The organism is Sphingobacterium tabacisoli, from assembly GCF_017908035.1.
GTDB lineage: Bacteria > Bacteroidota > Bacteroidia > Sphingobacteriales > Sphingobacteriaceae > Sphingobacterium > Sphingobacterium tabacisoli.
The window spans coordinates 1,847,507-1,872,116 of sequence record NZ_JAEQMU010000001.1; the positions used below are offsets into that span (position 1 = coordinate 1,847,507).

Here is a 24,610-nt window from a genome sequence, read left to right on the forward strand (position 1 = left end):
AAAAACAAATAAGTCGGACTCCATTTCCAGAAGTCCGACTTATCGATCGAAGGATTAGCTTTTTATTTCCAACCTCCGCCTAGTGCTCTATACAAATTTGCAATAGACTGAAGCTTTAATGTTTTGGTCGTAGCAAGTCCCAAGTCAGCCTGTAGTTTGTTAGTCTGCGCTAAAATTACTTCCAGGTAACTGGCATTATTATAACGGAATAGTGTTAAGGAATTATTCACCATAACTCCAGCTCGATCCACCATTTGTAGCGATATCGCTTCTTGCTCTTCCAGCTTTTGTATCCGTATCAATGCATCCGATACTTCTGTCGCGGCCACTAATAGAGATTGTTTGAAATTCAATTCAGCCTGTTCCACCATAATCTTAGACTGTTCATATCGTGTTTTCAGTTGCTTACCCTGTAATACCGGTTGCACAACACTCCCTGCTGCCATCCCAAACAAAGAACCGGGTAGATTAAACCAATTAGAAGCTTTAAAGGCATTCAGTCCACCCTGCGCCGTAATATTCAATGCCGGATACATACTTACTTTAGCGGCATGTGTTGCCAACTGTAACTTCCGGATTTCCAATTCACTGCTGCGCACGTCGGGTCTATTTCCTAAAAGCTGAACAGGTACCCCTGTTTCCATTTCCCTAGGTACTAAGATCTCGTCAAGCCCTTTGCTCCGTACTATTGCAGCAGGAACACGTCCACAGAGCAATTGTAACGCATTTTCTTGCGTATGAACAGCACTCTCAATATCCCGCAACTGATGATCTAACTGATCGCGCGTCATTTCTTGCTGTTGAACAGCCAGAGCATTCGTCAACCCTAATTCCATTTGCTTTTGGAGAATGACAAGTGTACTATCCATCAAGAGCAAATTCTGCTGACTTACTTCCCGTTGTTTGTCCAACATCAGAAGATTATAATAACCTTGTGCTACTTCGCTGACCAATCCAGATTTGACAGCCCGTACTGCTTCTTCCGTTTTTAAATAATCAACCAATGCTTCTTGCTTCTGTGCCTTTATTTTTCCCCATATATCGGCTTCCCAAGAGACACCCAACACAGCAGCATTATAATCCGGGGTATAACTTTTACCCATCCCCTGTTGTGCCATCTGCCCATTTAAACTATTATCAGAAGGTCTATTTATACCTGCTCCAACAACAGTAGCTTGCACTACTGGTACATTCGCCCATTTAGATTGCTTATATCCCAATGAGGCGATCTCAATCTGCTTGATAGCAACCTGCAAATTGTTATTCTTAGCTAAGCTACTATCTATAAGCTGAATCAACAGCGGGTCCCTAAAAAAACTATGATAATCCAGATTAGCGATATTTTCTGCCGAGTCTGTACCGATACCATCAAATACATCTCGATAACTCGTTGCAACCGGCAGATTTTCAGACCGCTGATACTTCTGTACTGTACAAGCTCCCAATCCAGCTAATAATGCCAATGGAATAGCTTTAAGTATAATATTTTGTTTCATTTTTGTAATTCCTATATGCATAACCTCATTTTGATTAGCGTTCCCAGTCAGCATCTGTAAGCTCTTTACCCTGCATTTTTTCCTGCAAATACTGAAATAGTACAAAAAGAATAGGGGTAATGAAAAGTCCCAATATTGTTCCAACCACCATTCCGAATATCGCGGCATAACCAATAGAGTGGTTCCCCATTGCAGATGGACCGACAACAAACAGAAGAGGTGTCAGACCAGCAATAAATGCCAGCGATGTCATCAGAATAGGGCGCAACCGCGCTTTTGCTCCTTCGACAGCCGATGCTACCAGACTCTTTCCAGCCTGTCTGCGCTGTATCGCAAATTCGACAATCAAAATACCATTCTTAGCCAAGAGACCAATAAGCATGACCATAGCGATCTGTACATATATATTGTTGGACAAACCACCAAGGCCAATACCAAAGAACACACCAGACAGTCCCACAGGAATACTCAAAAGCACTGCAAATGGCAACATATAGCTCTCATACTGTGCAGACAACAAGAAGTAAACAAAGACAATACAAAGAATAAATATCATTGTCGTTTGTGAAGTCGCCTGACTCTCCTCACGGCTCATCCCTTTGAAATCATAGGTATAGCCAGGAGGCAACACCTGTTCACTCACCTCTTCTACAGCTTGCATAGCCTGTCCCGTACTGTAGCCTGGAGCAGGAACTACTGTTAGATTAGACGCATTAAATAGATTAAAGCGTTCGACCACCTCGGCACCTGTAGTAGACTGTAGGGTCACTAGTGTATTTATAGGTACCATTTCATTGTTAGCATTTCGAACGAACAATCCGTTAAGCGCTTGCTGGTCGTTTCTGGTCTCAGGAGTCGACTGCACCAACACCCGGTAATATTTACCAAAGCGATTAAAGTCAGAAGACTGTATACTTCCGAAATACCCCTGCATAACCCCCATTACATCAGCGACGCTAACGCCAAATTGTGCAGATTTCACTTCATCTACAAGAACTTCAAACTGTGGATAAGATACGTCGAATGTTGTAAAAGCAAAGGCAACTTCAGGACGTTGCATAAGTGCTCCCATCATCCCATAAGAGACATTCCCAAGTTGCTCTAACTCTCCATTCGTACGATCCTGCAATACCAACTCCATTCCACTGGTATTACCGAATCCATCCACTGTTGGTACGTTCAATACCAAAAAATTCGCTCGGTCATCCGTAGACAATGTTCCTTGTAGCTCTCCAATTACCTGATCGATACCATCACGTGCAGCTTGAGGCTTCAACTTGACGAACAAGCTACCGGCAGATGATGACATTGCTCCTGTAAATAAACTCAATCCCTCCACCGTCATCACTTCCAGTACAGCAGGGTGCTTCAACAAGACATCCTCTGTATCTGACATAACTGTTGCCGTATTGGATTTAGATGTACCCGGACTTAAGTTGGCCGTAACAATCACAAAACTCTGGTCTTCATCCGGTATAAAGCCTTTTGGCGTAGTCATGGACATCCATACGAAAGCACCTCCAAAGACAAGCATCAGCGAAAATGCAATCCATTTGTGTTTCAACATAAAGAGGATAGACCTTCCATAGCGATTCGTCATCTTATTAAAAGAAGCATTAAAGCCGTGGAAAAACCGTTGTTTGAATCCTAACTTAGCCCTACCACTCGAACCATGCTCCGAACGTAGGAACAGCGCACACAATGCAGGACTTAACGTAAGAGCATTGACCGCCGAAATAAGAATAGCAATCGCTAATGTCAACGCAAACTGTTGATAGAACAAGCCCGTAGATCCCTCCATAAAGGCAACAGGGATAAATACAGCAGACATCACCAAGGTAATCGAAACTATCGCTCCTGAGATATCTCCCATAGCTGATACCGTCGCAGCTCTAGAACTCAGCTTTTTATGTTCCATCTTCGCATGCACTGCTTCCACCACCACAATAGCATCATCTACCACAATACCGATAGCGAGCACTAACGCAAATAGCGTCAATATATTGATAGAAAACCCAAATAGACTCATAAAGAAGAATGTACCGACAATGGATACAGGTACAGCTATAGCTGGAATCAATGTCGACCGGAAATCCTGCAAGAATATATAAACAACGATGAATACCAGAATAAATGCTTCAATCAATGTCCATATTACCTGACTTATCGACTGGTCCAACGATTCTTTAGTCGCATAAGGAATCGTATACTCCATCCCTTCAGGGAATGACTTAGCCAATTCATCCATACGTTGCTGCATAGCGATCTGTACCTCATTCGCGTTTGATCCTGTCATTTGGAAAATAGCCATAGTCACCGCATCCTTTTTATTATAGCGGGACGACACATTATAACTATATGCTCCAAACTCGACCGTAGCAACATCTTTCAATCGTAACACCGACCCATCGGCATTTGCCCGTACGACTATACCTTCATATTCCTCCGGTTCCGTAAATTTTCCTTTATACCGAAGTATATATTCCTTAGCTTCATCTGTCAATTCTCCAAATCGACCTGGTGCGGCCTCCAAGTTTTGAGACTGAATAGCACGTGAGATATCATTTGGAGTCAGACCATAAGCATTCAGCTTTACCGGATCCAACCAAACCCGCATAGCGTAGTCCTTATTTCCGTATGCCATTGCATCCCCCACACCTTTAATCCTTTTGATTTCTGGGAGAATATTTATTTTGGCATAGTTTTCCAAGAACAAGTCAGACATCTTTCCATCCGTAGAAGTCAGATTGATCATTGCGATCATACTATTCTGCCGTTTCAAGGTTGTAATACCGGCCTGGATAACCTCTGCAGGAAGCTGATTCGTGACCTGCGCTACCCTATTTTGAACGTTAATAGCCGCCTGATCGGGATCCGTTCCTAACTTGAAAATTACAGTAATCGTCAACGTACCGTCGTTACTCGCGGTCGATGTAATGTAATCCATATTTTCCACCCCGTTGATGGCATTCTCCAATGGCGGCGCCACCGAACGAGCGATAGTCACGGCATTCGCTCCCGGATACACAGCCATTACTGTGACAGTTGGAGGTGCAATATCCGGGAATTTCGTAATAGGTAGACTGATCATACCAACTACTCCCAGAATCACCAACAAAATAGATATAACAGTAGCCAAAACTGGCTTTTTTATAATCTTCTTTAGCATAAATAAAAAATGAAAGTGATAACGTATTAGTTATTTCTGTTCTTGGCCCTTTTCGCTTTTAGCAACTACAGCAGTACCACTCTGTAACCTATCAAATCCTCTGACTACGTACTTGTCGCCAACCTCTACACCATCCGAAACAATAAAATCCTGTCCTACTTTACCCACAGCCGTGATAGGTGTCTGTTGTGCCTTACCTTCTTTATCCACGACGAAGACAAACAGTTTTTCCTGAATTGATTTAGTTGATGCGATCGGAACCAATACCGCATCAGTAAGCTGTTCTTTAAGAATAATCTTACCTGTATTACCACTCCTTAAGAATGCTTTGGGATTGTCAAAACGAGCCCGTAGCGTGATTGCTCCAGTTCCTTTGTTGAATTGCCCTTCGACCGCATCTATACGTCCAGTATGTTCATATCCTTCTCCGTCAGATAACTTCAAGGCAACATCTTCCACTTTCTTTAACTTTTCGTCCATTGTATCTCCGGCATACTGGCGTTGGAAACGGATAAACTCATTTTCGCCCATACTGAAATACGCGAATATCTGGCGATTGTCCGACAACACCGTTATTGCCTCAGGATTTGTAGGAGCCAACAAACTTCCTAAACGGTAGTTAAACCGACCTACGAAACCATTTAATGGAGCCTTTATCGTCGAAAAATCAACATTGATTCGTGCAGATTCTATTGCCGACTTTGCCTGACCAACTGTCCCCAAAGCTGCTTGATAGGCTGCTTCCGCTTCCTTTACTTGCAAATCGGACACAATATTGCTTTTGACGAGTTCCTTTTTGCGATCTAGGTCAATTTTTACATTTACCAAATTTGCCTGCGCACTCATCAGCACAGCTTGTGCATTCCGCAATTGCTCTTGATAAATCCGATCCTCAATTTTAAAAAGAACCTGTCCTTGACGCACGTAAGCTCCTTCCTCCACATATATTTTGGTAAGATAACCCGAAACCTGTGGGCGGATCTCTACGTTGGAAATTCCTTCCAAACTAGTCGCATATTCTTTTTTTAATTCAACATTTGATTTCGTAATTGTCGAAATCGGGACCTCCATTGGCCCGTTATTAAAGTCTCCGCCCTTTTCATTTTGCCCACAGCTAGCCAGCAGAACAAATGAAAGTAACCATAATTTGAATGATTGTGATACGAATTTTTGACGCATAATATATACCCTTTTTTATTTTTCCGGACAAAAATCGTATAAAAAGAGCGAGTATAAAATGGTGCTTAAGCGCCAATATTTGTCCAAAGGTCGCTTCATAACATCTCCAAATAACCGCCAAGACAGTACTATGACAATTACTCGTAGCTATAATTAGGAAAAAAGACTATACCACGCCCCGGGACTTATAGAAAGTTGGAGAGAAATCGGTATGCTTTTTAAAAAACTTACTAAATGCAGCCTGATCCGCAAATCCTAACGCATATGCAACCTCTTGAATAGACAATTTTGAGGTTCTTAAAAGTAACTTAGACTCCAAGATGAGCATCTGACTGATAATTTCCTTAGGGGTTCTCAGCATTGTCTTTTTGACAACACGGCCCAAATATTTGCGACTCACAAAAAGCTGGTCCGCATAAAACTGAATATCATGCTGTTGCTTGAAGAACTGCTTCAATAAATGAAAAAACTCAGATGACAAAGCCTCTTCCCTTGGTGACTTTGGAGTAACCAACACAGTCCTGCTTAAAAAGGCTACAATCTCATGAACGATAAGCGAGAAAAAATGAAACATGATACCTTCGAGTAGCGGTGCGTCCAAATGAGGAGTATTGAGTCGCTTTAATTCCAGCATATAAAATTCCATACGAGCAAACAAGTCCGGTTCATTTCGGATGATATCCTGAGATTCGTTCAATAGGGTTGCTGAAACATCATTCGATACAAAGTTCAATCCTACACTTTTCAAAACCTCTTCCGAGAAGAACATATACAAAGCCCCATAGTCCTCCGAGATATAATCAATCCTAAAAGGTCTGGAATTGTTGGTAAACAGAATATCTCCGGCTCTTAATACATATTGCAACTCCCCTTCCGTATACCGGACGAAACCTTCTTTTACTAGCAATACACCAAAATAATCGGCCCTGTATAACAGATTTCTCTGCATCAGATAATTAGCCTTATTAACCTCAAAAACAATATAATCATTGGTTTTAAGATTAAAATTCAGATGCGCATGCAGATCATCCAAGGTAACAACGGACAAATATGTAGAACTCATTAGAAAATAGAAACTGTGTTATTCACCCGTCCATGCCGTGTGAGAACGATGACTATGACAAAAATCTCTGTTTAGTCCGATATCTTGGACAGAGCAATGTAATATTTTTGTCGAAATGTGGGATCATTTTTAAATCTTAATCGCTATTTAACATGGATATTGTTAATATTGGGTATAATTAAAACTAAAAACTCATGAAACTAGTTAAAACAGCATTATTTGCAGCGGCATTATTTTCCGCACAGTTTACATTCGCACAGTTTAAGCAGACCCCTTTACCATATGGATACAATGCATTCGAAGAGTCTATCGATGCGAAGACTATGGAGATACATTATTCTAAACATGCCGCTGCCTATACAGCCAATCTAAACAAAGCAATTGCAGGAACTGCAGCTGAAAAAGGAAGTATTGAGCAACTGTTATCAAAAATATCAGGTCAAAGTGCAGCAGTTAGAAATAATGGCGGTGGTCACTACAACCATGAGCTTTTTTGGACGATTCTGACTCCAGAGAAAAACACAAAACCTTCAGATAAATTAGCAAAAGCCATCAACGAGACTTTCGGTTCTGTAGATGCTATGAAAGAAAAAGTAAATGCTGCCGGAGCTTCTCGTTTCGGTTCAGGGTGGGCTTGGCTTTCTGTTGACAAAAACGGTAAGTTGTTCGTTAGTTCGACACCTAACCAAGACAACCCACTAATGGATGTGGTTGAAGAAAAAGGAACACCGATCTTGGGTCTTGACGTTTGGGAACATGCCTATTACCTAAAATATCAAAACAAACGTCCTGATTATTTAGCAGCTATCTGGAGCATTATCAACTGGAAAGAAGTAAGCAGCAGATACGAACAAGCATTAAAGAAATAACAACTCAACAAAATAAATAAGCATCTCTAGGGATGCTTATTTATTTTTACAATGTTTTAAATTCCTTATACAGCAAGAAGAGGTGTGCCGCCGACCAGCTGAAATGTGGAGCTTTCAAACGCTTACCTGTACGTGCTTCATAATTTTCGTGGATTGCACCTTCATATTTCAATCCATCGAGCCGATCAAATACCTGTTCTGTATAAGCGTCTGCAAGCGATGTATAACCATAACGTCTCAATCCCGATACAGCAAAATAAACCTGATCTAACCAAATTGGCCCCCTCCAATATCCCCTATCCATAAATTTTTCTTCCGAAATAGCAGCTGTAGGAAAAGGTATAAATGTAGAGAACCTTGTTGTATCTCTCATCACCTTTATCACGGCATCGGCCTGCGTTTGTGTTGCTAAACCAGTCCACAGTGGTGCCCATCCCTCTGGACCAAAGTGTTCAATCCAATTTCCTCCTAGCCTACGATCAAAAAAATAACCTCTATTCTCATCAAAGAAAGGAGCTACGACATCCTCATTACTATCTTCAAACGATCGTCCCAAAATAGTGGCAAACTTTTTCAGATATCCCTTTTCCATTTTTAAGTATGCATTCAGTTCAACCGATTCCTGATCCATACTCCATGCCCCATGACTATTCCGAAGCATTTTTGCATCATCAAAACGGATCGCATTATCCATACCACTTTCCCATTTTGCTGCCTCCAATGTTCCATCGGTTGCACCATACTCACAAATACCGTTATGGTCATGATCCCTATTAGCATACCACCAGTTATGGTAGCGCAACAACTTATCATACATCTCCCCAACAAAATCCTTATCCTTATTGACTTCATAGATCTCATTTACAGCCCAAGCTGCCAATGGTGGCTTAGAATCTCTATAATTATTTTCCTTACTATCTGGATAAATACAATCCACCACCATTCCAGCACTATCCTGAAAATCAAACATGGCACGTACCTGATTTTTCGCCAGATTAATATCTACATGAGCTACCGCTACAGCATGCTTCCAAGAGTCCCAAGCCCATAAACCGACAAAATAATCAGCAACATGAGAAGGTACAATACCATCATGCTTTATATCTCCCCGTGCTGAACGCCAATTGCTCATCAATGTAGCCACACTCTTGACCATTACTCGATGAGCTTCAAAAGATAGTTCCGCTCTAAAATTTGGTTTCAAATAATTCTCCCACCTTATACGCTGTGCTTCGACCAGCCCCTGCTCCTCGCGAATAATCCTCGCTCCGTCTTTTATAGCATCCTCTCTATGGAAACCGTTACGGAAATGCGTAATCGCAACGACATGATGCTTCCCCATCAGACAGCCCACATATCTTCCTGACTTAGTGTTTAGCCTCACCCCTTCCGGAAATGACAACATAATAACCTCCCCCTTCTCATTCTCCGTCCAGATATGATTTCCGTCCTGCTTCCATCCCCCTTTCAAAAGTGCCCCAGAAACCCAAACAGGATCAGCTGAACTATTTGCTATTACCAACAAAGACGTTGAATCCGACAATACTCGAAGCGTCTGCTCAACCTTTCCTCCTTTATAATTAGACCGCATCCACAAACGGTCCACATAAGAGACGATACTATCCCGTCCCAACCGCTCAGGTTCTCCCTCTACGACCGGCTCCGCACCCACCAATTCCACAATTGCAGAACTCCACCAATTCCGTGAAGCTAAATCATAAGGGCCGCAAAAGGCAGCGATATTCGTATCCAAAGGAATACCATATCCCAACCATGCCCCTCCATCCGTATATAGTGGATTGGTAAGACGTTTTCCCGCCAGAGGATCCTGTCTTATATCAAATAGATTATTATAGTCGTCCATTTCAAAAGCAGTCTTATTCCGCATAGTTTCTGAATTAGAACAAGCCATACTGAAGGCTAATAAAACGAACATCCCTATCCAAGAAAAATATTTCAACATATTAGATTATTTAAAAAGAACAAAAGAAAGTAACCAAAAAAGGCACCGTGAGGTCCACGATGATACCGTGCGAAATAGCTATCACCACATACGTTCTTCCACTATATTGTGTGATAATAGGCAAGCTCGTATCCATACTAGTCGCGCCAGCGGCTGATATAGGAGCTAACCGTCCAAACCAACGCACCAATAACGGAGTGGCCAAAAGGGCAAATATCTCCCGCATAATGTTAGACATCAATGCAATCGTCCCTAGAGCCGCACCTTTATATTTTGTAATAAAAATGCTTGATAATGAGTAATAGCCAAATCCAGATCCCACCGCCATACTTTCCGTTATTGACCATTGAGGCATAAATACTCCTATCACAGCTGTTCCAAGCAAAGTCCCTATTATAGTACCTATAGGGACCAACAAAATCTTCCAGTTGGTCTGCCGCAAGGAATGAATCAATTCCTTGTCATAGCCTATGCTCAGCCCTACCAAAAACATGAGCACATACAGCACATATTGGCTAGCGTGCATAGAGAAAAAGTCTGGAGGAAATACATCACCTATTCCCGAAAGAACCCCTAGCACAAAAAAACCGACAATAATCAGACTACCTTTCATCTTTTTGAAAAAGAAACTTATAAATCCCCCATGCGCAGAAAATACTTCCGACCAATGCACCAGAAGTAATCAACAAGGCTTGTATCCCTAGTGTACTGAGGCTGGACAACAGTTGATCATTCGTCCCAACTTCCCTTCCCAATAAAAAGAGTAAAAAGTAAATAACTCCCGAAATCCACTTCCCAACATGTCGGAAAGGAGGGATTGACCTAACGCCAATCCCTACACCTACTCCCACAACCATGATAAAAAATACAATTAACATATTTTTTAATTTACCTTATCATTCGACTTAGTTTCCAACAAGGGTATTGGATAAAAATTATGTCTATTTGGATCAAAATTCGTTCTTCCTATCGCGTGCAATGCTTCTTTCGTTTTGCCCCATCTTCTCAAATCGTAAAAACGCGTATTTTCCAATGCAAATTCAAGAATACGTTCATGTTCGATTTGCTTTCTTACCTGTTCCTTATCCAGTCCTGAAGACAGTGCTGGCATATCCGCACGCTTGCGTACTTCATTCATAAGAGGAATAGCATCGCCAGGCTTACCTTGTTCATTTAGCGTTTCCGCCAATAGCAAGAGTACATCTGCATAACGCATTAGAGGCAAATTGACTGCGGTTCTAGATTTATTCAGGTCATCAAGTGTCGCAGGAAGATATTTTCTAAAGCTCATCCGACCAGAACCATTTTCAAATACTTCATCATAGGTATACCCATAGACTCTCGGCGTATTAACATCGTTGAAATAAGAATCTTCACAGAATAAGGTTTGATAGAGGCGCGAATCATAATTTCCCGTAGTAGCCACCCTTCCCTCTTTTTTGAACTCGGCCAGCAACATATTACTTGGCGTGATCTCGTCCCAGCCCCCTAGTTCACCTGTAGCAATCCATTTGTGTATAGCTGTACGATAACTTGCTCCATTGGCCGTATTATCTGTAAACTGAAGTTCGAAGATAGATTCTTTACTATTCTTATTAGTGCCATCAAACATGGACAGAAAGTTCTTCTCCAGACTATAACCAGTTACATTTCTTAGTGCCTTTTCTGCCTTATCTAGCATTTCGTCCCGTCTTGGAGCCTCTTCATAGGCCCGGGTGAGGTAACAATATCCTAAGTAAGCATAGCCAGCACCTTTAGTTGCTCGACCTACGTTAGCTTCCGTATGCTTAGGTGTCAATCCACCTACGGCTTCCTCTAAATCCTTTATAATAAAATCCCATACTTCTGTACGTGATGAAAGTTCTTTATTAATCTGACTTTCATTCGTTATATATACATCCCGCAAAACTATTTTTTCCCAGTTGAGTAACAACTTCATGTGGTAGTAAGCCCGTAAGAACTTTGCCTCCGCAATGATCTGATCGCGATACGTTACATCCATATCGATCGTTGCCACTTTCTCGATGACTTGATTTGTAAAAGCTATTCCTGTGTAGTTGATATCCCAATACCTCGAAAATTGGCTATTTCCATTGGTATAAGTAAAGTTGTACAGCTCCACCCAAGTCTGATAATTCATCGCATCACTCCCTATAACACAGATATCCTCCCTATAGGCTTCAACAGGAAACTTAATTTCAGAAAACTCCCATACATCCGTAGAGGATTCCAATTGGGAATAGGCAGATGCTAATCCAGCCTCCGCATCAGATGCATTACGCCAGAAATTACCTGATGTCAATTGATCTGGTGCAGATAACTCTAATCTATCACTGCAGGACATGGTCGCTGACGACAAAATCAAGCAGAGAACTATATATTTAAGTGTTGTTCTTTTCATCTTTATTATTTTTAGTTAGATATACCCATCTATTATCTTAGAATAGAAACTGTACTCCCAAAGTATAAGATTTAGTAAATGGAAATATATAACGGTCTACTCCTGTACTTAATACTGTTGAGCCTACAACTGCCGGACTCCCAAACTCAGGGTCAACACCATTATACTTGGTCCATGTAAATAGATTCTGTCCACTGATGTAGAATCTTAGGTTTTCTGATTTGATTGCTCCAAGAACATGCTTAGGCAATGTATAGCCCAACTGCACCTGACGTAGACGGATAAAATCGCCTGCTTCCAGAAAACGGGTAGATTCCCTACTATTGCCATTAGGGTCACCTAATACAGCTCTAGGTACGCTCGTATTTCTATTGCTTTCAGTCCATGCATCAAGTGTTGTGCTTAGAAAATTAGAACCTGAACTCATTGCCTCGAAGAAGTAACGGTTACCGTTATATAGTTTGTGTCCCCATCCACTCCCCAACAATGCAGACATATCGAAGCCTTTATAAGATGCCCCCAATGTAATACCGACTTCCACCTTAGGTAGACCAGTACCACTGTATTGCTTATCATCATCATTTATGGTACCATTGCCGTCGATATCGACAAAACGAATATCCCCAGGTTTGGCATTAGGCTGTAATAATTTTCCATCAGCATTGACATATTCGCTCACTTCATTCATATTTTGGAAAATACCATCCGTCTGATACAGGAAGAATCCTCCTATAGGCGATCCAATACGCGTCTGGTTGGGGAAGTGTTCAGATCCAAATTTAAGCCCTACACCATATAGTGTCTGATCCTCTCCACCTAGAGAGATTACTTTATTTTTTAAGGTCGCGAGATTAACACCTACATTATAGGCAAACGGATTATTTTGATTGGTATACTTTAATTCCAACTCAAATCCACTATTGCGGATTTTACCTACATTCAATACTGGATCTACCAAACCAGATGAAGGCGCTATCTTTTTCGTAATCAATAGATCTTCCGTTGTATTGGAATAGTAATTTATTGCCCCTTTTAAAGTATTATTAAACAACCCAAAATCTGCACCTATATTTTGAGATACGGTAGTCTCCCAACCAATCTCTCTATTCTCCAGATTGGTAGCGATACTTCCTGGCCAAGGATTTCCCCCTCCGCGTACATACCCTCTTATCAAACTATTATCGGAGTAGACTAAAGCCTGATGGTCATAATATCTCAAAGCCGCTTCATTCCCTAGCTTACCCCAGCTACCACGCAATTTCAGTTGATTTACCAATCCTCCTTTAGGAAAGAATTCTTCTTCATCAATTTTCCATCCCAATGCTAAAGAAGGAAAATTACCGTATCTATTATCCGGTCCAAACTTAGAAGAACCATCTCTCCGCAAGGTAAATTGAAGCAAATAACGATTAGCATACGCATAATTAATACGACCAAATACCGAGAAACGATTGTACTGATACTTTGACCCTGTGCCACTGTATGTTCCTCCTCGCCCAGCGTCGATTGTCATAAAATAAGGATCCAGAAATCCTTCTGCAGCCTCCTTGGTAACTAATCCACCATTCTCGACCGAGTATACAATATTCTTTCCTTCTACACCTATCGCATTCCAGTTGGACTCCTGCAGTGTTAACGAAGTCCCTAACAAAGCGTTGATACTATGCTTACCAAAATCAGCTTGATAATTTAACAAATTGTCCACAACCTGTTCCTGCCAGTAACTTCTTTCCTCGCTATAATAGGGATATTCGTAAGGGTTCTTTTCATCGGAGGTAAATGCTGGAGTATGATAATATTTCTGGCTATTTATTCCATTAAACGCATAACTCGTCTTAAATGTAAGACCTTTCCACTACATTTACGAATGCATTTCCTGCAAACTCCTGATTCTTGGTCCAACTTGTTTTGAAATGCTCATCTGCCACAACATTTACATTATTCGGTATACCACCCCAATTAGTTAAGCCGAAACCTCCAGCCTGTTTATCGTCATAAATAGGTACCAGAGGTGATATCATATAAGCCTCCTTTAAAGAAAAATTAGGCCCCTGATATTTGGAATTAGTATAAGCCATATTTCCTTCTATTGTAAATATATTCTTACGTGTACTGAGCTTCATCCGAACATTTTCCTTTTTAAAGTTATTCGCTATGACCACGCCTTTATCATTACCAAGATTAGCAGATAAGGAATATCGAGTGTCTTCAAATCCGCCCCGCACCGCGACGCTATGTGCTGTACTTACTCCTTTCCGAAAGACGGCATCCTGCCAATCGGTATTTGTGGTCCCTGGATTATTGATGTAATCGGGTAAAGCCACCGGTGTAGATGAGTATTTGTTATTCTCCTCATACATTTGGCGATGCAACTTGACATAACCACTGGCATCCAATACTTCTAGACGATTGGCTGTAGAAGTGATATTGGCAAAACTATTGATATCGACTAATACCTTCCCAGACTTCCCTGCTTTCGTTGTTACAATCACAACTCCATTAGCGGCTACTGAACCATATATCGCTGCGGCTGCACCATCCTTAAGAATCTCCATACTCTCGATATCATTGGGATTCACATTACTAATAGACCCCGGGAATCCATCAATAATATATAGCGGATCGTTACTACCAAAAGTATTAACCCCTCTAATCTTCACTTGTATTCCTGCGCCTGCAATACCACTATTTTTCTGTACGTTGACCCCAGCAGCCATTCCCTGTAGCGCTTCAACAGGATTCGATGTTGCCCGTTTTGCTAAGTCTTTTGCGTCAATAGTTGTAATAGCTCCTGTCACATCGGATTTCCTGAGCGTACCATAACCGATTACTATGACTTCTTCCAATTCCTCATTTCCTGGAAGCAAGGTTATATTTAGGTATTTTCCTGCTGAAGCCGATACTTCTTGGTCCAAGTACCCCACATAACTGATTTTTAAACGTTCGTTACCATCCACTTCTATAGTAAAGGTCCCATTTCGATCTGTAACAGTATTCTTACCACTTTTAAGTGTAGATATACTTACTCCCGCCAATGTATTTCCTTGTTCATCACGGATTTGTCCTTTTACTTCATTTTCCTGTGTTCCCTTTCTAGCCTTCTTTAATAAAACGCGTTTACCAGATATTTCATAAGATACCCCACTATTTCCCAGTGCATTCTTTAATAATGCCTCTAGATTGCCAGCCTGTTCATCATAAGCGACCAGGGTATTTACGTCAATATCAGAATTACTAAACATGAAGGAGTATCCATATTTCTTTTCTACCACTTCAATCAGTGATTTTAGGTTTACCGACTTCTTGTCTTTACCACTCACTTCCTGGGCATTAAGGCCAAAAAGCGTCTGGCTGAGGAGCAAAAAGCTCATCAGAATTGGTTTTTTTAGCATAATTTGTTTATTTAAGTGATTACATAATTTGTGTTTTTCAGTCTTATTTTAACGCTGTTTAACTGTTACCCATTTTCCTTCGATTCTATAATCGAGAGGGGTTATAACATTGAGTAACTGTAACATTTCACGTAAACTTTCCGTCTTCACCTTAAAAGTGTACCTCTTGGCAGATTTAGCATGCTCCCAATCCATTTCTACACCATACCACCTCTCTAGCTTTTTAACGACCACATCCAATGATTCATTCTCGAAAATCAGCTCTTCATTCTTCCAGGCACTATACTGTATGGCATTATTATCCTGACGGAAAGCATATACACTTTTCTCTTTATCATATCGAATCAAATCATTCGGTAATAATTTCTGAACCAATTCACCTTTCTTATTTTGTATATCTACCTTTCCGCGAAGAAGGGAAACCTCCGTATGTCTATCCTCTGGGTAGGCCGACACATCAAATGCCGTTCCCTTAACCACTACATCCAAATTTGTCGTCTCCACCACGAAAAGCAGATTTTCGTTTTCTTTAACATCAAAGAAAGCTTCTCCTTCCAAGATGACCTTGCGGTCATTTTGATTAAAAGTATTGTGATACGAAATCTTCGATCCAGCGTTCAACCACACAACAGACCCATCAGGCAACAGGACTTCTGATTTTTGACCTGTATTCGTTTTTATCGTGGTAAGCTGATTCTGCAGTTGCTCTTGTATTGCATTCTTTTGAATAAAGAAAACAGTTCCCCCTCCCAGGAAAAGTAAAATCATGGCCACCGCGGCAGCTCCATACCAAAATCGCTTCAGATTAAAAACAACAACTCTAGGTCTAGGACGCAGTTTTCCATAAACATGGTCCCATATCTTATTTTTTGATTTGGTGTCTAATTGAATAGATTCTTCATCAATATATCGCCATTCTGTTCTAAGTTGATCCATATAAACACCATTTTTGGGGTCCATAGACAACCACGCATCGATCTTATCCTTATCTTCCTGATTACATCGATTGGAAAGGTACGCTGCCAACAGCTCTAAAGAAGGTTTATAATTACTATTCATCGTACTTGGTTTACGATTAATAGACACAGACGATAAGAGAAACCCCTAAAAGAACTTTATTTTTTTTGAAACAAAATTAAACAGCCCATATTGCTCCCTGTACTGTCAACAACAATAATAGTGAACCTGGGTCAGAGAGTTGATATTTATAGATAATATGGGATTTTATTTTTCGGTAGGCAATAGACATCTGGCTTTCAATAGTCTTTACCGAAAGTTGAAGTTCTTCGGCCACCTGTTTATAAGATTTATGGGCGTCTTTACAGTATTGATAGATCATTTTACACTTTTCAGGAAGAGCTTCAACAGCTTCATTATAGAAAACCGCAAACTCTTCCATATCAACACATTCCTGCGCATAGGTTCTGCTCATTTCTTCCGTTGCCCATGTTTCCTCCCGCAGTAGCCTACTACTTTGCGAACGCAAGACATTCAGCATTCTATTTCGCGAAGATTTATAAAGGTAGGTCTTGATATGAAATATACTAAGCGTAGCCCGGTCTTCCCACAGTTTTACAAATATGTCTTGAAGACAATCCTCAATTAATTCCCTGTCACGAGTATAGTACCCTAAAAAACGACACAAGTCATCGAAGTAGAGATTGAAGACCTCTTCTACCAATTCTTCATTAAGAAAAAACTCTTTCAGAATGGATTGCTTGTTCATAATTTGGCTTTAAACGAAGCTAAAGAAAAATTATGAAATAACAAATTTCTGATTTGATTGCTACTACACCAAAGCTTCTATTGTCTTTTCCAGATCTTCGAGATCAAAAGGCTTCGGCAAATAAGCTTCAGCTCCAGCTTGGGCTGCTAAGGATGCAATATCGCTATTGGCAGAACAATAAACCACTGGGATTTCCTTAAATTTGGCATTGCTTTTCACCAGCTTCGTCGCTTCTATTCCCCCTATATCTGGAATCCAATTATCCATAATAATAACGTCAGGCATCGCTTCCTCTAGACGTTCTATAATATCGTGGGATGTTTCAGAAATTTCAACAATATAACCAGAAGACTCCAAGACAATAGAGAAGATACTTAAGATTGTCTTATCATCGTCAAAAATCATTACTTTTTTAGCCATACGTAGATCAAAATAAGACTTTATAATTTATCGTTCAATTTATTTATGTAGTGTGCAATATCCTTTGGAGCCAACACATGCTCAATTTTCAATTTATTCAAGGCTTGCCTTGGCATAAAATCAACTTCTGCTGTACTGGGATCCTGCACACATATGGTCCCTCCATATTGCGCGATATGCGCCAAGCCTTCCACCCCGTCACTATTAGCGCCGGACAACAAAATCCCAATCGTATTTTCTTCAAAAACCTGCGCCGCAGCGTAAAAAGCTACATCTATAGAAGGTCTGGAAAAGTTTACTTTTTCCGAAACATCTAAGGACATAGATCCATCTTTCTCAAACAATAGATGGTAATCTGCTGGTGCTAAATATATCTTACCTTTTTCTAAGGGCATTTTATCAACAACCTCCAGCACCGGCACCTTACTATATGCATTTAACAACATACTTAATGTACTTTCGGGATGGGCCTTACGATGCAGCACAATCACGATGCTCGACAAAGAGTCCGGGTTAAGATAAGGCAAAACTTCTATCAGAACATGGATACTTCCAGCCGATCCACCTATTACTACAACTTTCGTTCCGTTGGACATAACATTAATGCTTTCTCCATATTTTTTCATCTCCTACTTGCCTGTAGTGACCTTCAATAGTTGAAAAACGGAGCGTTTCTTTTGTTCCTAAAGCTAAGTAACCTAGATTATGAAGACTCTCGTCAAATACTTTGAATACCCGTTCCTGTAGATCTTTATCAAAATAAATCAACACATTTCGACATAGAATCAATTGAAATTCGTTGAAGGATGTGTCAGAAACTAAATTATGTGTTGAAAAAATCATCCGCTCACTCAGTGCTGAGTCAAACTTTGCAGAATCATAGCCTGTGACATAATAGGTTGAAAAATCGTTACTACCACCAGAGCGTATATAATTCTCCGAATAGGCTTTCATCTGATTCAACGGAAATATACCTGTAGCCGCCTTCTCAAGCACGGTAGGATTAATATCCGTAGCATACATCAGGGACTTATGATAGAGATTGGCTTCTTTTAACAATATCGCTACAGAATAAGCTTCTTCTCCGGTAGAACAACCCGCAATCCAAATACGGATCAAAGGATAGGTTCCCAACCGGGGCATTACCTCCTGCCTCAACATCTTATAAAAACTCGGATCGCGAAACATTTCAGTAACATTCACCGTAATCTCTTCTATAAAGTGTTGCAGATAAGAAGCGTCATTAACAACCCTGTAGCGAAGCTCCGCAAAACTAGAAAAGCGATCTACAAGGCATATCCGGTTTAACCTCCTTTTGAGAGAGGCTCTACTATATTGTCGAAAATCATAACCATAGATTGTTGCCACATCGTTCAACAACATCGCTATTTCTTCATCCCTCAATATATCCGGCTCTAACATCACACCCATTTCTTTATTACGTCCATCAAAACATCCACCTGTATAGGTTTGGAGACATAGTCATTTGCTCCCGAATCGATACACTTTTCCCGATCTCCACTCATTGCTTGGGCAGTAACCGCTATGATAGGGATATTCGGATATTTGTCATCCCGTCTTATCACATCCAATGCCTCATACCCATCCATATCAGGCATCATCATATCCATCAATACCAAACCAATCTGCGTATTGCATAGTAAGAGATCCAAAGCTTCTCTGGCTCCCTGACAAGTGATCACCTTATATCCTTTAGCCTTAAGAGTCAGTGCTAAAGCGAAAATATTTCGCGCATCATCATCGACGATCAATATTAAGTCCTTGATTTCCATTCTTAATACATCAAACTTTAGATTCATAAAGCCACACTCTTAAAAGTGAAAGCAACTGGTCTTTGTCCACTGGCTTGGAGATATAATCCGATGCTCCCGCCTGTATACATTTTTCACGATCCCCGACCATAGCCTTAGCGGTTACCGCTATAATAGGAAGTCGTGTAAATACGGGTATCGCTCTAATCTCCTGTATCGTCTCATACCCATCCATCTCTGGCATCATCATGTCCATCAATACCACGGCGATCTTCGGGTTATTTTTAACTACTTCCAAAGCCTCTTTACCATTGGTAGCAGACAAGACCTCCATCTGATACGGTTCTAGCGTTTTAGTCAACGAGAATATATTCCGTACATCATCATCGGCTACCAAAACAGTCTTACCAACCAGCACCTCACTCAACGACCCTAATTTGTTCGTCTTTTTCTTTTCGACATGCCCATTATTTTCTTCCACAAGATGTAAGAACAAACCCACCTCATCCAAAATACGTTGGAATGAGTGTGCTGTTTTTACAACGATAGAATCCGCAAATTGTTTTATTTTCAACTCTTCGATCTGCGAGAGCTGTTTACCTGTAAAGACAATAATTGGCAGGTTTTCGAGGCCTTTATTGGCCTTAATAGCTTCCAATGTCTGATAACCGACCTGATCAGGTATACCCATATCCAAGATCACACAATTCACATCTTCGGTCATCAATGCATCTACAGTTTCCGATACACTCTCCTTTATCTCCGACTGTATATTAAAATTACTCAGAAAATAAGAAAGCGCTGTTGCATGTTTAGCATTCTCCTCTACGATGAGTACCTTTTTGGGATTACGGGTCAATGCTTCTTCAATACGCTCGAAAATACGTCCCATCTCCTCGATAGCGATTGGCTTGTTGATAAAATCAATCGCTCCTTTCATAAGACTCTCCCGCTTCATTTTCAAAGAGGACATCATGTGCACTGGAATATGCCTTGTTTTGGGATTGTTTTTAAGATCATCCATCACCTGCCAACCATCCTTAACCGGAAGCTGTATATCCAATAGTATTGCTAGGGGCTGGTATTTCTCTGCGATGTCCAGCACCAAATCTCCCCGCACTAGAACAATACCCTTATATTTCTGCTGGCGAGTATACTTTAAGAGTGCCTTCGCAAAATTCGTATCATCTTCAACGATCAGAATTAACTGATCACCATCCTGGATATTATCCCGATCATCAGCAACCTCATCTGGAATAGCTATTGCTGTGTAGGAGGGTATTCCTTCCGACTCAGGAATTTCTACCGCAAGAACTTTTGTTTGTGCTACAATCGGTGATTTCGCTTCTATCGAAGTACTTTGATTCCTTTCGAGAGGTACCAATATTATAAACGTACTTCCCACATCCGGTTGACTTTCCAAACTGATTTCACCATCGAGCAAGCGCATGATTTCTCGACTGATGGATAATCCTAAACCAGTTCCTCCAAATTTTCTTCGGGTCGAACCGTCCGCCTGTTGGAAAGCTTCAAAAATCAACTTTTGATTCTCCTTGCTTATACCGATTCCGGTGTCTTTTACTGCAAACTTCAAAAAACCTTCTTTCTCTGTACTACGGCTCACCTGTAGTGTTACTTTTCCTATCGAAGTAAACTTGATGGCATTAGACAGTAGATTTCTAAGCACCTGCTCCAACCTTAACTTATCTGTTTCGATTACCTCCGGTACAGTCTTATCAATCTCTACAATCAGTCCAATACCTTTATCGGTTACGACTGGAAGAAATAGGCTTTCCAGCTCCCGGCAAAGATTAGAGAGATTTACCTGCTCGAACTCAAGTTTCATTTTTCCGGCTTCAATCTTCGATAGATCGAGAATCTCATCAATCAACGTCAATAATCCAGTACCAGAACTTTGTATGACGTTCGCTGATTCGACCTGTTCATCCGTCAGGTTATCCTCGACGTTCTCTGCAAGCAGACGTGACAGTAAAAGAATAGAATTCAATGGCGTGCGCAACTCATGGGACATATTAGCCAGAAATTCAGATTTATATTTTGTTGTAAGCGCCAGTTCCTCCGCCTTTTTTTGTATTTCTAAATTTCTATTGGCAATCAATTCATTTTTCTCTTCCAATAACTTAGACCGCTCTTCCAGCTCCTGATTACTCTGCAAAAGCTCTTCCTGTTGTACCCTCAGCTCCTCTTCAGATGCCTGTAGCTTTTGCGCTTGGGCTTCCAATTCCGTATTCAGATTTTCTAATTCACTATGCTGTGCCTGTAACTCCTCCGACTGTGCCTGTGTTTCCTCCAATAGGCTCTGAATATAGCTTCTTCCCCGTGCTGACAACAACTCTAGAGCGATAAGGCGTCCCGCTTCTTCGAAAAACGAAATTTCCAAGGGTTCAAACTTGTCCATAGCGCCTAGTTCCACCACACCATAACATTGGCCTTCCAACATCAGTGGTAACCATAGAACATGACGTAGCTTCAGCTGTCCATTGGTAAAACTAATGACAAAATCAGCACTATCAATATCTTCTAACAATCGTGTCCGCTTATCTACATACACCTGACCGACCATCCCTTCTCCAACGCTGAAACGATCCCCCATCTGTCCTTCCAGACCATAATGACTCCTTAAGATCAAATGGTCTTTATCTAAGAGATACAATGCTCCATTGATACATTCCCCATAATTTATCAGATGCGCTAGTGCGTCTTGCGTAATAGCCTGTTCATCCTTATTACCTACCAGTACCTCATTCAATAAAGCCAATCCAGTCTGTTTCCATTCATTATCCTGTATTTTATGGAATGCCTCTTCCAAATTAGCCGTCATTCCGTTCAGTGAACTCGCCAAACTGCCCAGATCGTCTTTCTCTGTATCCGATATCCGGGCAGAATAATCCCCAGAAGATATTTCCTGGGCAATCTGCTCGATAACACGTACCCGATTGCTCATGTCAGCATCTTTTTTCTTTAAGATATCCTGTAGCCTCTCCCGCTTCCGGAATTCTCCGCGAATCTGCATATAAAAAAATATTGTGATACCTAGTGAAAAAAGTGCCGCTATGACTATAAAGATAGACGTCGCATTAGATGAATTATCCAACTCTTGATTTTGCCTGACCAACACTTCATCCTCATCTGCTAAGAAACGATTGATTAAGTTCCGGCAGCTATCCATATAGACTTTACCTTCTTCCAGTTGCTCGGCAGCTATGGTATTGCCTGCTCGCTTTTGGTTTTCCCACTTTCCTAAAATCCCTAAGCGTGTTTCTACCAGCGACGAGAGACTATCTAGAACAGCTGTTTGCTTTGAATTTCGAGGCACGAGCTCTCGTGCCTGTTTAAAAGATTCAGGTAACGAAACCCGACTTTTCAAATAAGGTTCTAAAAAAGCTTCTTTATTGGTAAGGTAAAAACCACGTTGCCCTGTTTCGGCATTTTGGAGATCAATCAGTATATGATTAACAGACTGTATCAATTGTTGGGTATGTATTACCTGCTTTCGATTATCAATCTGTTTCTTTATACTGATATAAGAGGCCGCAGAACTTACAATAAGTACAAGCAATGAAATTCCAAAACCAAACTGTAGCTTTCTAATGACTTGTTTAGGCATCTTTCATTAATTTAAGGGTATACTAAAATAAAACGTGGTTCCTTCTCCCGGGATACTATCTACCCCGTATCCGCCATTATGCTGTCGTATTATCTCGGCACAGATATACAATCCTATTCCCAGTCCTTGAAACTTGACAGACGATTCTTCTACACGATAAAATTTAGAAAAAACATGTTCCTGTTTGTCTTTAGGTATCCCGATTCCAAAATCGCGAACTGCTATGTAAGCATGTCCTTCCTTTATTTCGGTTCTGACTACCACTTTTTCCGCTCCAGGAGAATATTTAATAGCATTGGTCAAGAAATTAATCAACACCTGCTCTATTCGGATTATATCAGCATTTACTTCAACAGCAAAAGGTTCGCCTTCTCGATCTATTTTCATATTCACATGCTGATGCGTATGTGTTATGGTATCAATAGCATTTACCACTAGTGTTTCTAATTCAAAAGGCGCACGATTTACTTTTAACTTTCCATTCTCCATCTTAGAGACATCCAGCAGATCAGCAATTAGACTTTCCAACTTTAATACCTGATCCTGGGCGCGATGAATATAAGTAGATGCACTTGTATTACCTTCTAGACTGATCATTCGCTCCAAGAGCTGTATATAAGCTTTAATGCTCGTGAGAGGAGTCTTCAGTTCGTGACTCGCTATACTCAGAAACTCGTCCTTCTTATTTTCAATCTGCTTTTGGTCCTCGATATCCGTAAAAGTCCCCACCCAACTATTCACTATTTGACCTTCTTTGATAGGCATGATACGGAGTAAGTGAAAATGATATACATCCGTATCAACGTCTTTTATGCGTACTTCCGCTTCAAAAGGTTCGCCTGATTTTATATGCCTTTCAAAAAAGGTATGGACTTGTTTATCATCGGGATGGATCTGGGGAAATGCAACGGGAGATTGTGCGTATTTAAACCACTTTTCATTCACAAACGTGATCTGTCCGAGAGAATCCGCCGTGAAAGCGATCTGTGGAATAGTCTCCAATATTGTATGTAAAAAATCTACTTTAAGCTTCAACTCTTCCTGTGCCTGCTTTCGGCTTTCTACTTCACGTTGCAGTTTCCACTTAACCTCATTCAGCGCTAACGTCTGTTCGTAGAGCCGATAGAAGGTCTTGACTTTTAACATTAAAATATCCGGATCTACCGGTTTTGTAATATAGTCTATACCACCTGAAGCATACCCTTTCGTAATGAACTTCTTGTCAGTATTTACCGCTGATAGAAAAATAATCGGGATTTCTTTCGTTTTACTGTAACCCGCCAAAGTCTCGGCGACCTCAAAGCCATCCATTCCCGGCATTTGCACATCCAAGATAATCAGTGCATAGTCGGTTTTTAGAACTTTTTTTAGCGCTTCTTCCCCGGACAAGGCAGTATCTACCTGAAATTTTTTAGATTCTAACAAACTCCTCAACGAGAATATATTCTCCGGTTTGTCATCTACAATCAAAATCATAAATAAATGATTAGGTCTCCTATGTTATAATTAGGCCTATTACATCTTATACTCCG

18 protein-coding genes and 1 pseudogene are annotated in these 24,610 nt (G+C 40.8%); 1 reads left to right on the top strand and 18 read right to left on the bottom strand.

Annotated features, from left to right (window positions below; genetic code table 11):
• Positions 1 to 62: 62 nt before the first annotated feature.
• The 4 genes and pseudogenes from JKG64_RS07810 to JKG64_RS07825 form a co-directional block, all read right to left on the bottom strand.
• On the bottom strand, positions 63 to 1,496 hold the full coding sequence (locus JKG64_RS07810; RefSeq protein WP_210353740.1) for a TolC family protein: 1,434 nt from the start codon (positions 1,494 to 1,496) through the stop codon (positions 63 to 65).
• Between the two features lie 79 nt (positions 1,497 to 1,575).
• A pseudogene (locus JKG64_RS07815) lies at positions 1,576 to 4,665 on the bottom strand (efflux RND transporter permease subunit); the annotation flags it as partial.
• Positions 4,666 to 4,695: 30 nt separating this feature from the next.
• Positions 4,696 to 5,844, bottom strand: a complete 1,149-nt coding sequence (locus JKG64_RS07820) for an efflux RND transporter periplasmic adaptor subunit (protein ID WP_210353742.1) — start codon at positions 5,842 to 5,844, stop codon at positions 4,696 to 4,698.
• Positions 5,845 to 6,010: 166 nt separating this feature from the next.
• Positions 6,011 to 6,907 (bottom strand): helix-turn-helix domain-containing protein, encoded by an 897-nt coding sequence (locus JKG64_RS07825; protein ID WP_210353743.1) that lies wholly within the window; start codon positions 6,905 to 6,907, stop codon positions 6,011 to 6,013.
• A gap of 194 nt (positions 6,908 to 7,101) precedes the next feature.
• On the opposite strand from JKG64_RS07825, the gene JKG64_RS07830 reads away from it, so the two are divergent.
• Positions 7,102 to 7,776, top strand: coding sequence for a superoxide dismutase (locus JKG64_RS07830; protein WP_210353744.1), 675 nt, complete (start codon positions 7,102 to 7,104; stop codon positions 7,774 to 7,776).
• Between the two features lie 46 nt (positions 7,777 to 7,822).
• Here JKG64_RS07830 and JKG64_RS07835 read toward each other — a convergent pair whose 3' ends face one another.
• The 14 genes from JKG64_RS07835 to JKG64_RS07900 all read right to left on the bottom strand — a co-directional run bounded on the left by JKG64_RS07835 (position 7,823) and on the right by JKG64_RS07900 (position 24,554).
• Positions 7,823 to 9,739 (bottom strand): MGH1-like glycoside hydrolase domain-containing protein, encoded by a 1,917-nt coding sequence (locus tag JKG64_RS07835; protein ID WP_210353745.1) that lies wholly within the window; start codon positions 9,737 to 9,739, stop codon positions 7,823 to 7,825.
• Positions 9,740 to 9,749: 10 nt separating this feature from the next.
• Entirely contained in the window at positions 9,750 to 10,352 is a 603-nt protein-coding gene (locus JKG64_RS07840; RefSeq protein ID WP_210353746.1) for a lysine exporter LysO family protein, read from the bottom strand.
• Positions 10,342 to 10,617, bottom strand: coding sequence for a LysO family transporter (locus JKG64_RS07845; RefSeq protein WP_210353747.1), 276 nt, complete (start codon positions 10,615 to 10,617; stop codon positions 10,342 to 10,344). The genes JKG64_RS07840 and JKG64_RS07845 overlap by 11 nt, the downstream gene beginning before the upstream one ends.
• 5 nt (positions 10,618 to 10,622) lie before the next feature.
• Positions 10,623 to 12,140, bottom strand: coding sequence for a RagB/SusD family nutrient uptake outer membrane protein (locus tag JKG64_RS07850; RefSeq protein ID WP_210353748.1), 1,518 nt, complete (start codon positions 12,138 to 12,140; stop codon positions 10,623 to 10,625).
• 37 nt (positions 12,141 to 12,177) lie between these two features.
• Complete coding sequence (locus JKG64_RS23175) at positions 12,178 to 13,953, bottom strand: SusC/RagA family TonB-linked outer membrane protein (RefSeq protein WP_210354320.1); 1,776 nt, start codon at positions 13,951 to 13,953, stop codon at positions 12,178 to 12,180.
• Positions 13,954 to 13,975: 22 nt separating this feature from the next.
• On the bottom strand, positions 13,976 to 15,532 hold the full coding sequence (locus JKG64_RS23180) for a SusC/RagA family TonB-linked outer membrane protein (RefSeq protein ID WP_210353749.1): 1,557 nt from the start codon (positions 15,530 to 15,532) through the stop codon (positions 13,976 to 13,978).
• A 48-nt stretch (positions 15,533 to 15,580) separates the two neighbouring features.
• A complete protein-coding gene (locus JKG64_RS07865) occupies positions 15,581 to 16,591 on the bottom strand; it encodes a FecR family protein (RefSeq protein ID WP_210353750.1) in 1,011 nt (336 codons plus the stop codon).
• A 76-nt stretch (positions 16,592 to 16,667) separates the two neighbouring features.
• The gene (locus JKG64_RS07870) at positions 16,668 to 17,258 is read right to left on the bottom strand and encodes a sigma-70 family RNA polymerase sigma factor (RefSeq protein WP_210353751.1); all 591 of its coding nucleotides are present in this window, start codon (positions 17,256 to 17,258) and stop codon (positions 16,668 to 16,670) included.
• Positions 17,259 to 17,321: 63 nt separating this feature from the next.
• Positions 17,322 to 17,678: a response regulator gene (locus tag JKG64_RS07875; RefSeq protein ID WP_202102167.1), complete on the bottom strand. Its 357-nt coding sequence runs from the start codon at positions 17,676 to 17,678 to the stop codon at positions 17,322 to 17,324.
• A 20-nt stretch (positions 17,679 to 17,698) separates the two neighbouring features.
• The gene (locus JKG64_RS07880) at positions 17,699 to 18,304 is read right to left on the bottom strand and encodes a chemotaxis protein CheB (protein ID WP_246512499.1); all 606 of its coding nucleotides are present in this window, start codon (positions 18,302 to 18,304) and stop codon (positions 17,699 to 17,701) included.
• Entirely contained in the window at positions 18,279 to 19,100 is an 822-nt protein-coding gene (locus JKG64_RS07885) for a CheR family methyltransferase (RefSeq protein ID WP_210354322.1), read from the bottom strand. The genes JKG64_RS07880 and JKG64_RS07885 overlap by 26 nt, the downstream gene beginning before the upstream one ends.
• Positions 19,100 to 19,498 (bottom strand): response regulator, encoded by a 399-nt coding sequence (locus JKG64_RS07890; RefSeq protein WP_246512500.1) that lies wholly within the window; start codon positions 19,496 to 19,498, stop codon positions 19,100 to 19,102. Before JKG64_RS07890 ends, JKG64_RS07885 begins: the two co-directional genes overlap by 1 nt.
• Positions 19,482 to 23,078, bottom strand: a complete 3,597-nt coding sequence (locus JKG64_RS07895; protein ID WP_210353752.1) for a response regulator — start codon at positions 23,076 to 23,078, stop codon at positions 19,482 to 19,484. The genes JKG64_RS07890 and JKG64_RS07895 overlap by 17 nt, the downstream gene beginning before the upstream one ends.
• A gap of 6 nt (positions 23,079 to 23,084) precedes the next feature.
• Complete coding sequence (locus JKG64_RS07900; protein WP_210353753.1) at positions 23,085 to 24,554, bottom strand: ATP-binding response regulator; 1,470 nt, start codon at positions 24,552 to 24,554, stop codon at positions 23,085 to 23,087.
• Positions 24,555 to 24,610: the final 56 nt, after the last annotated feature.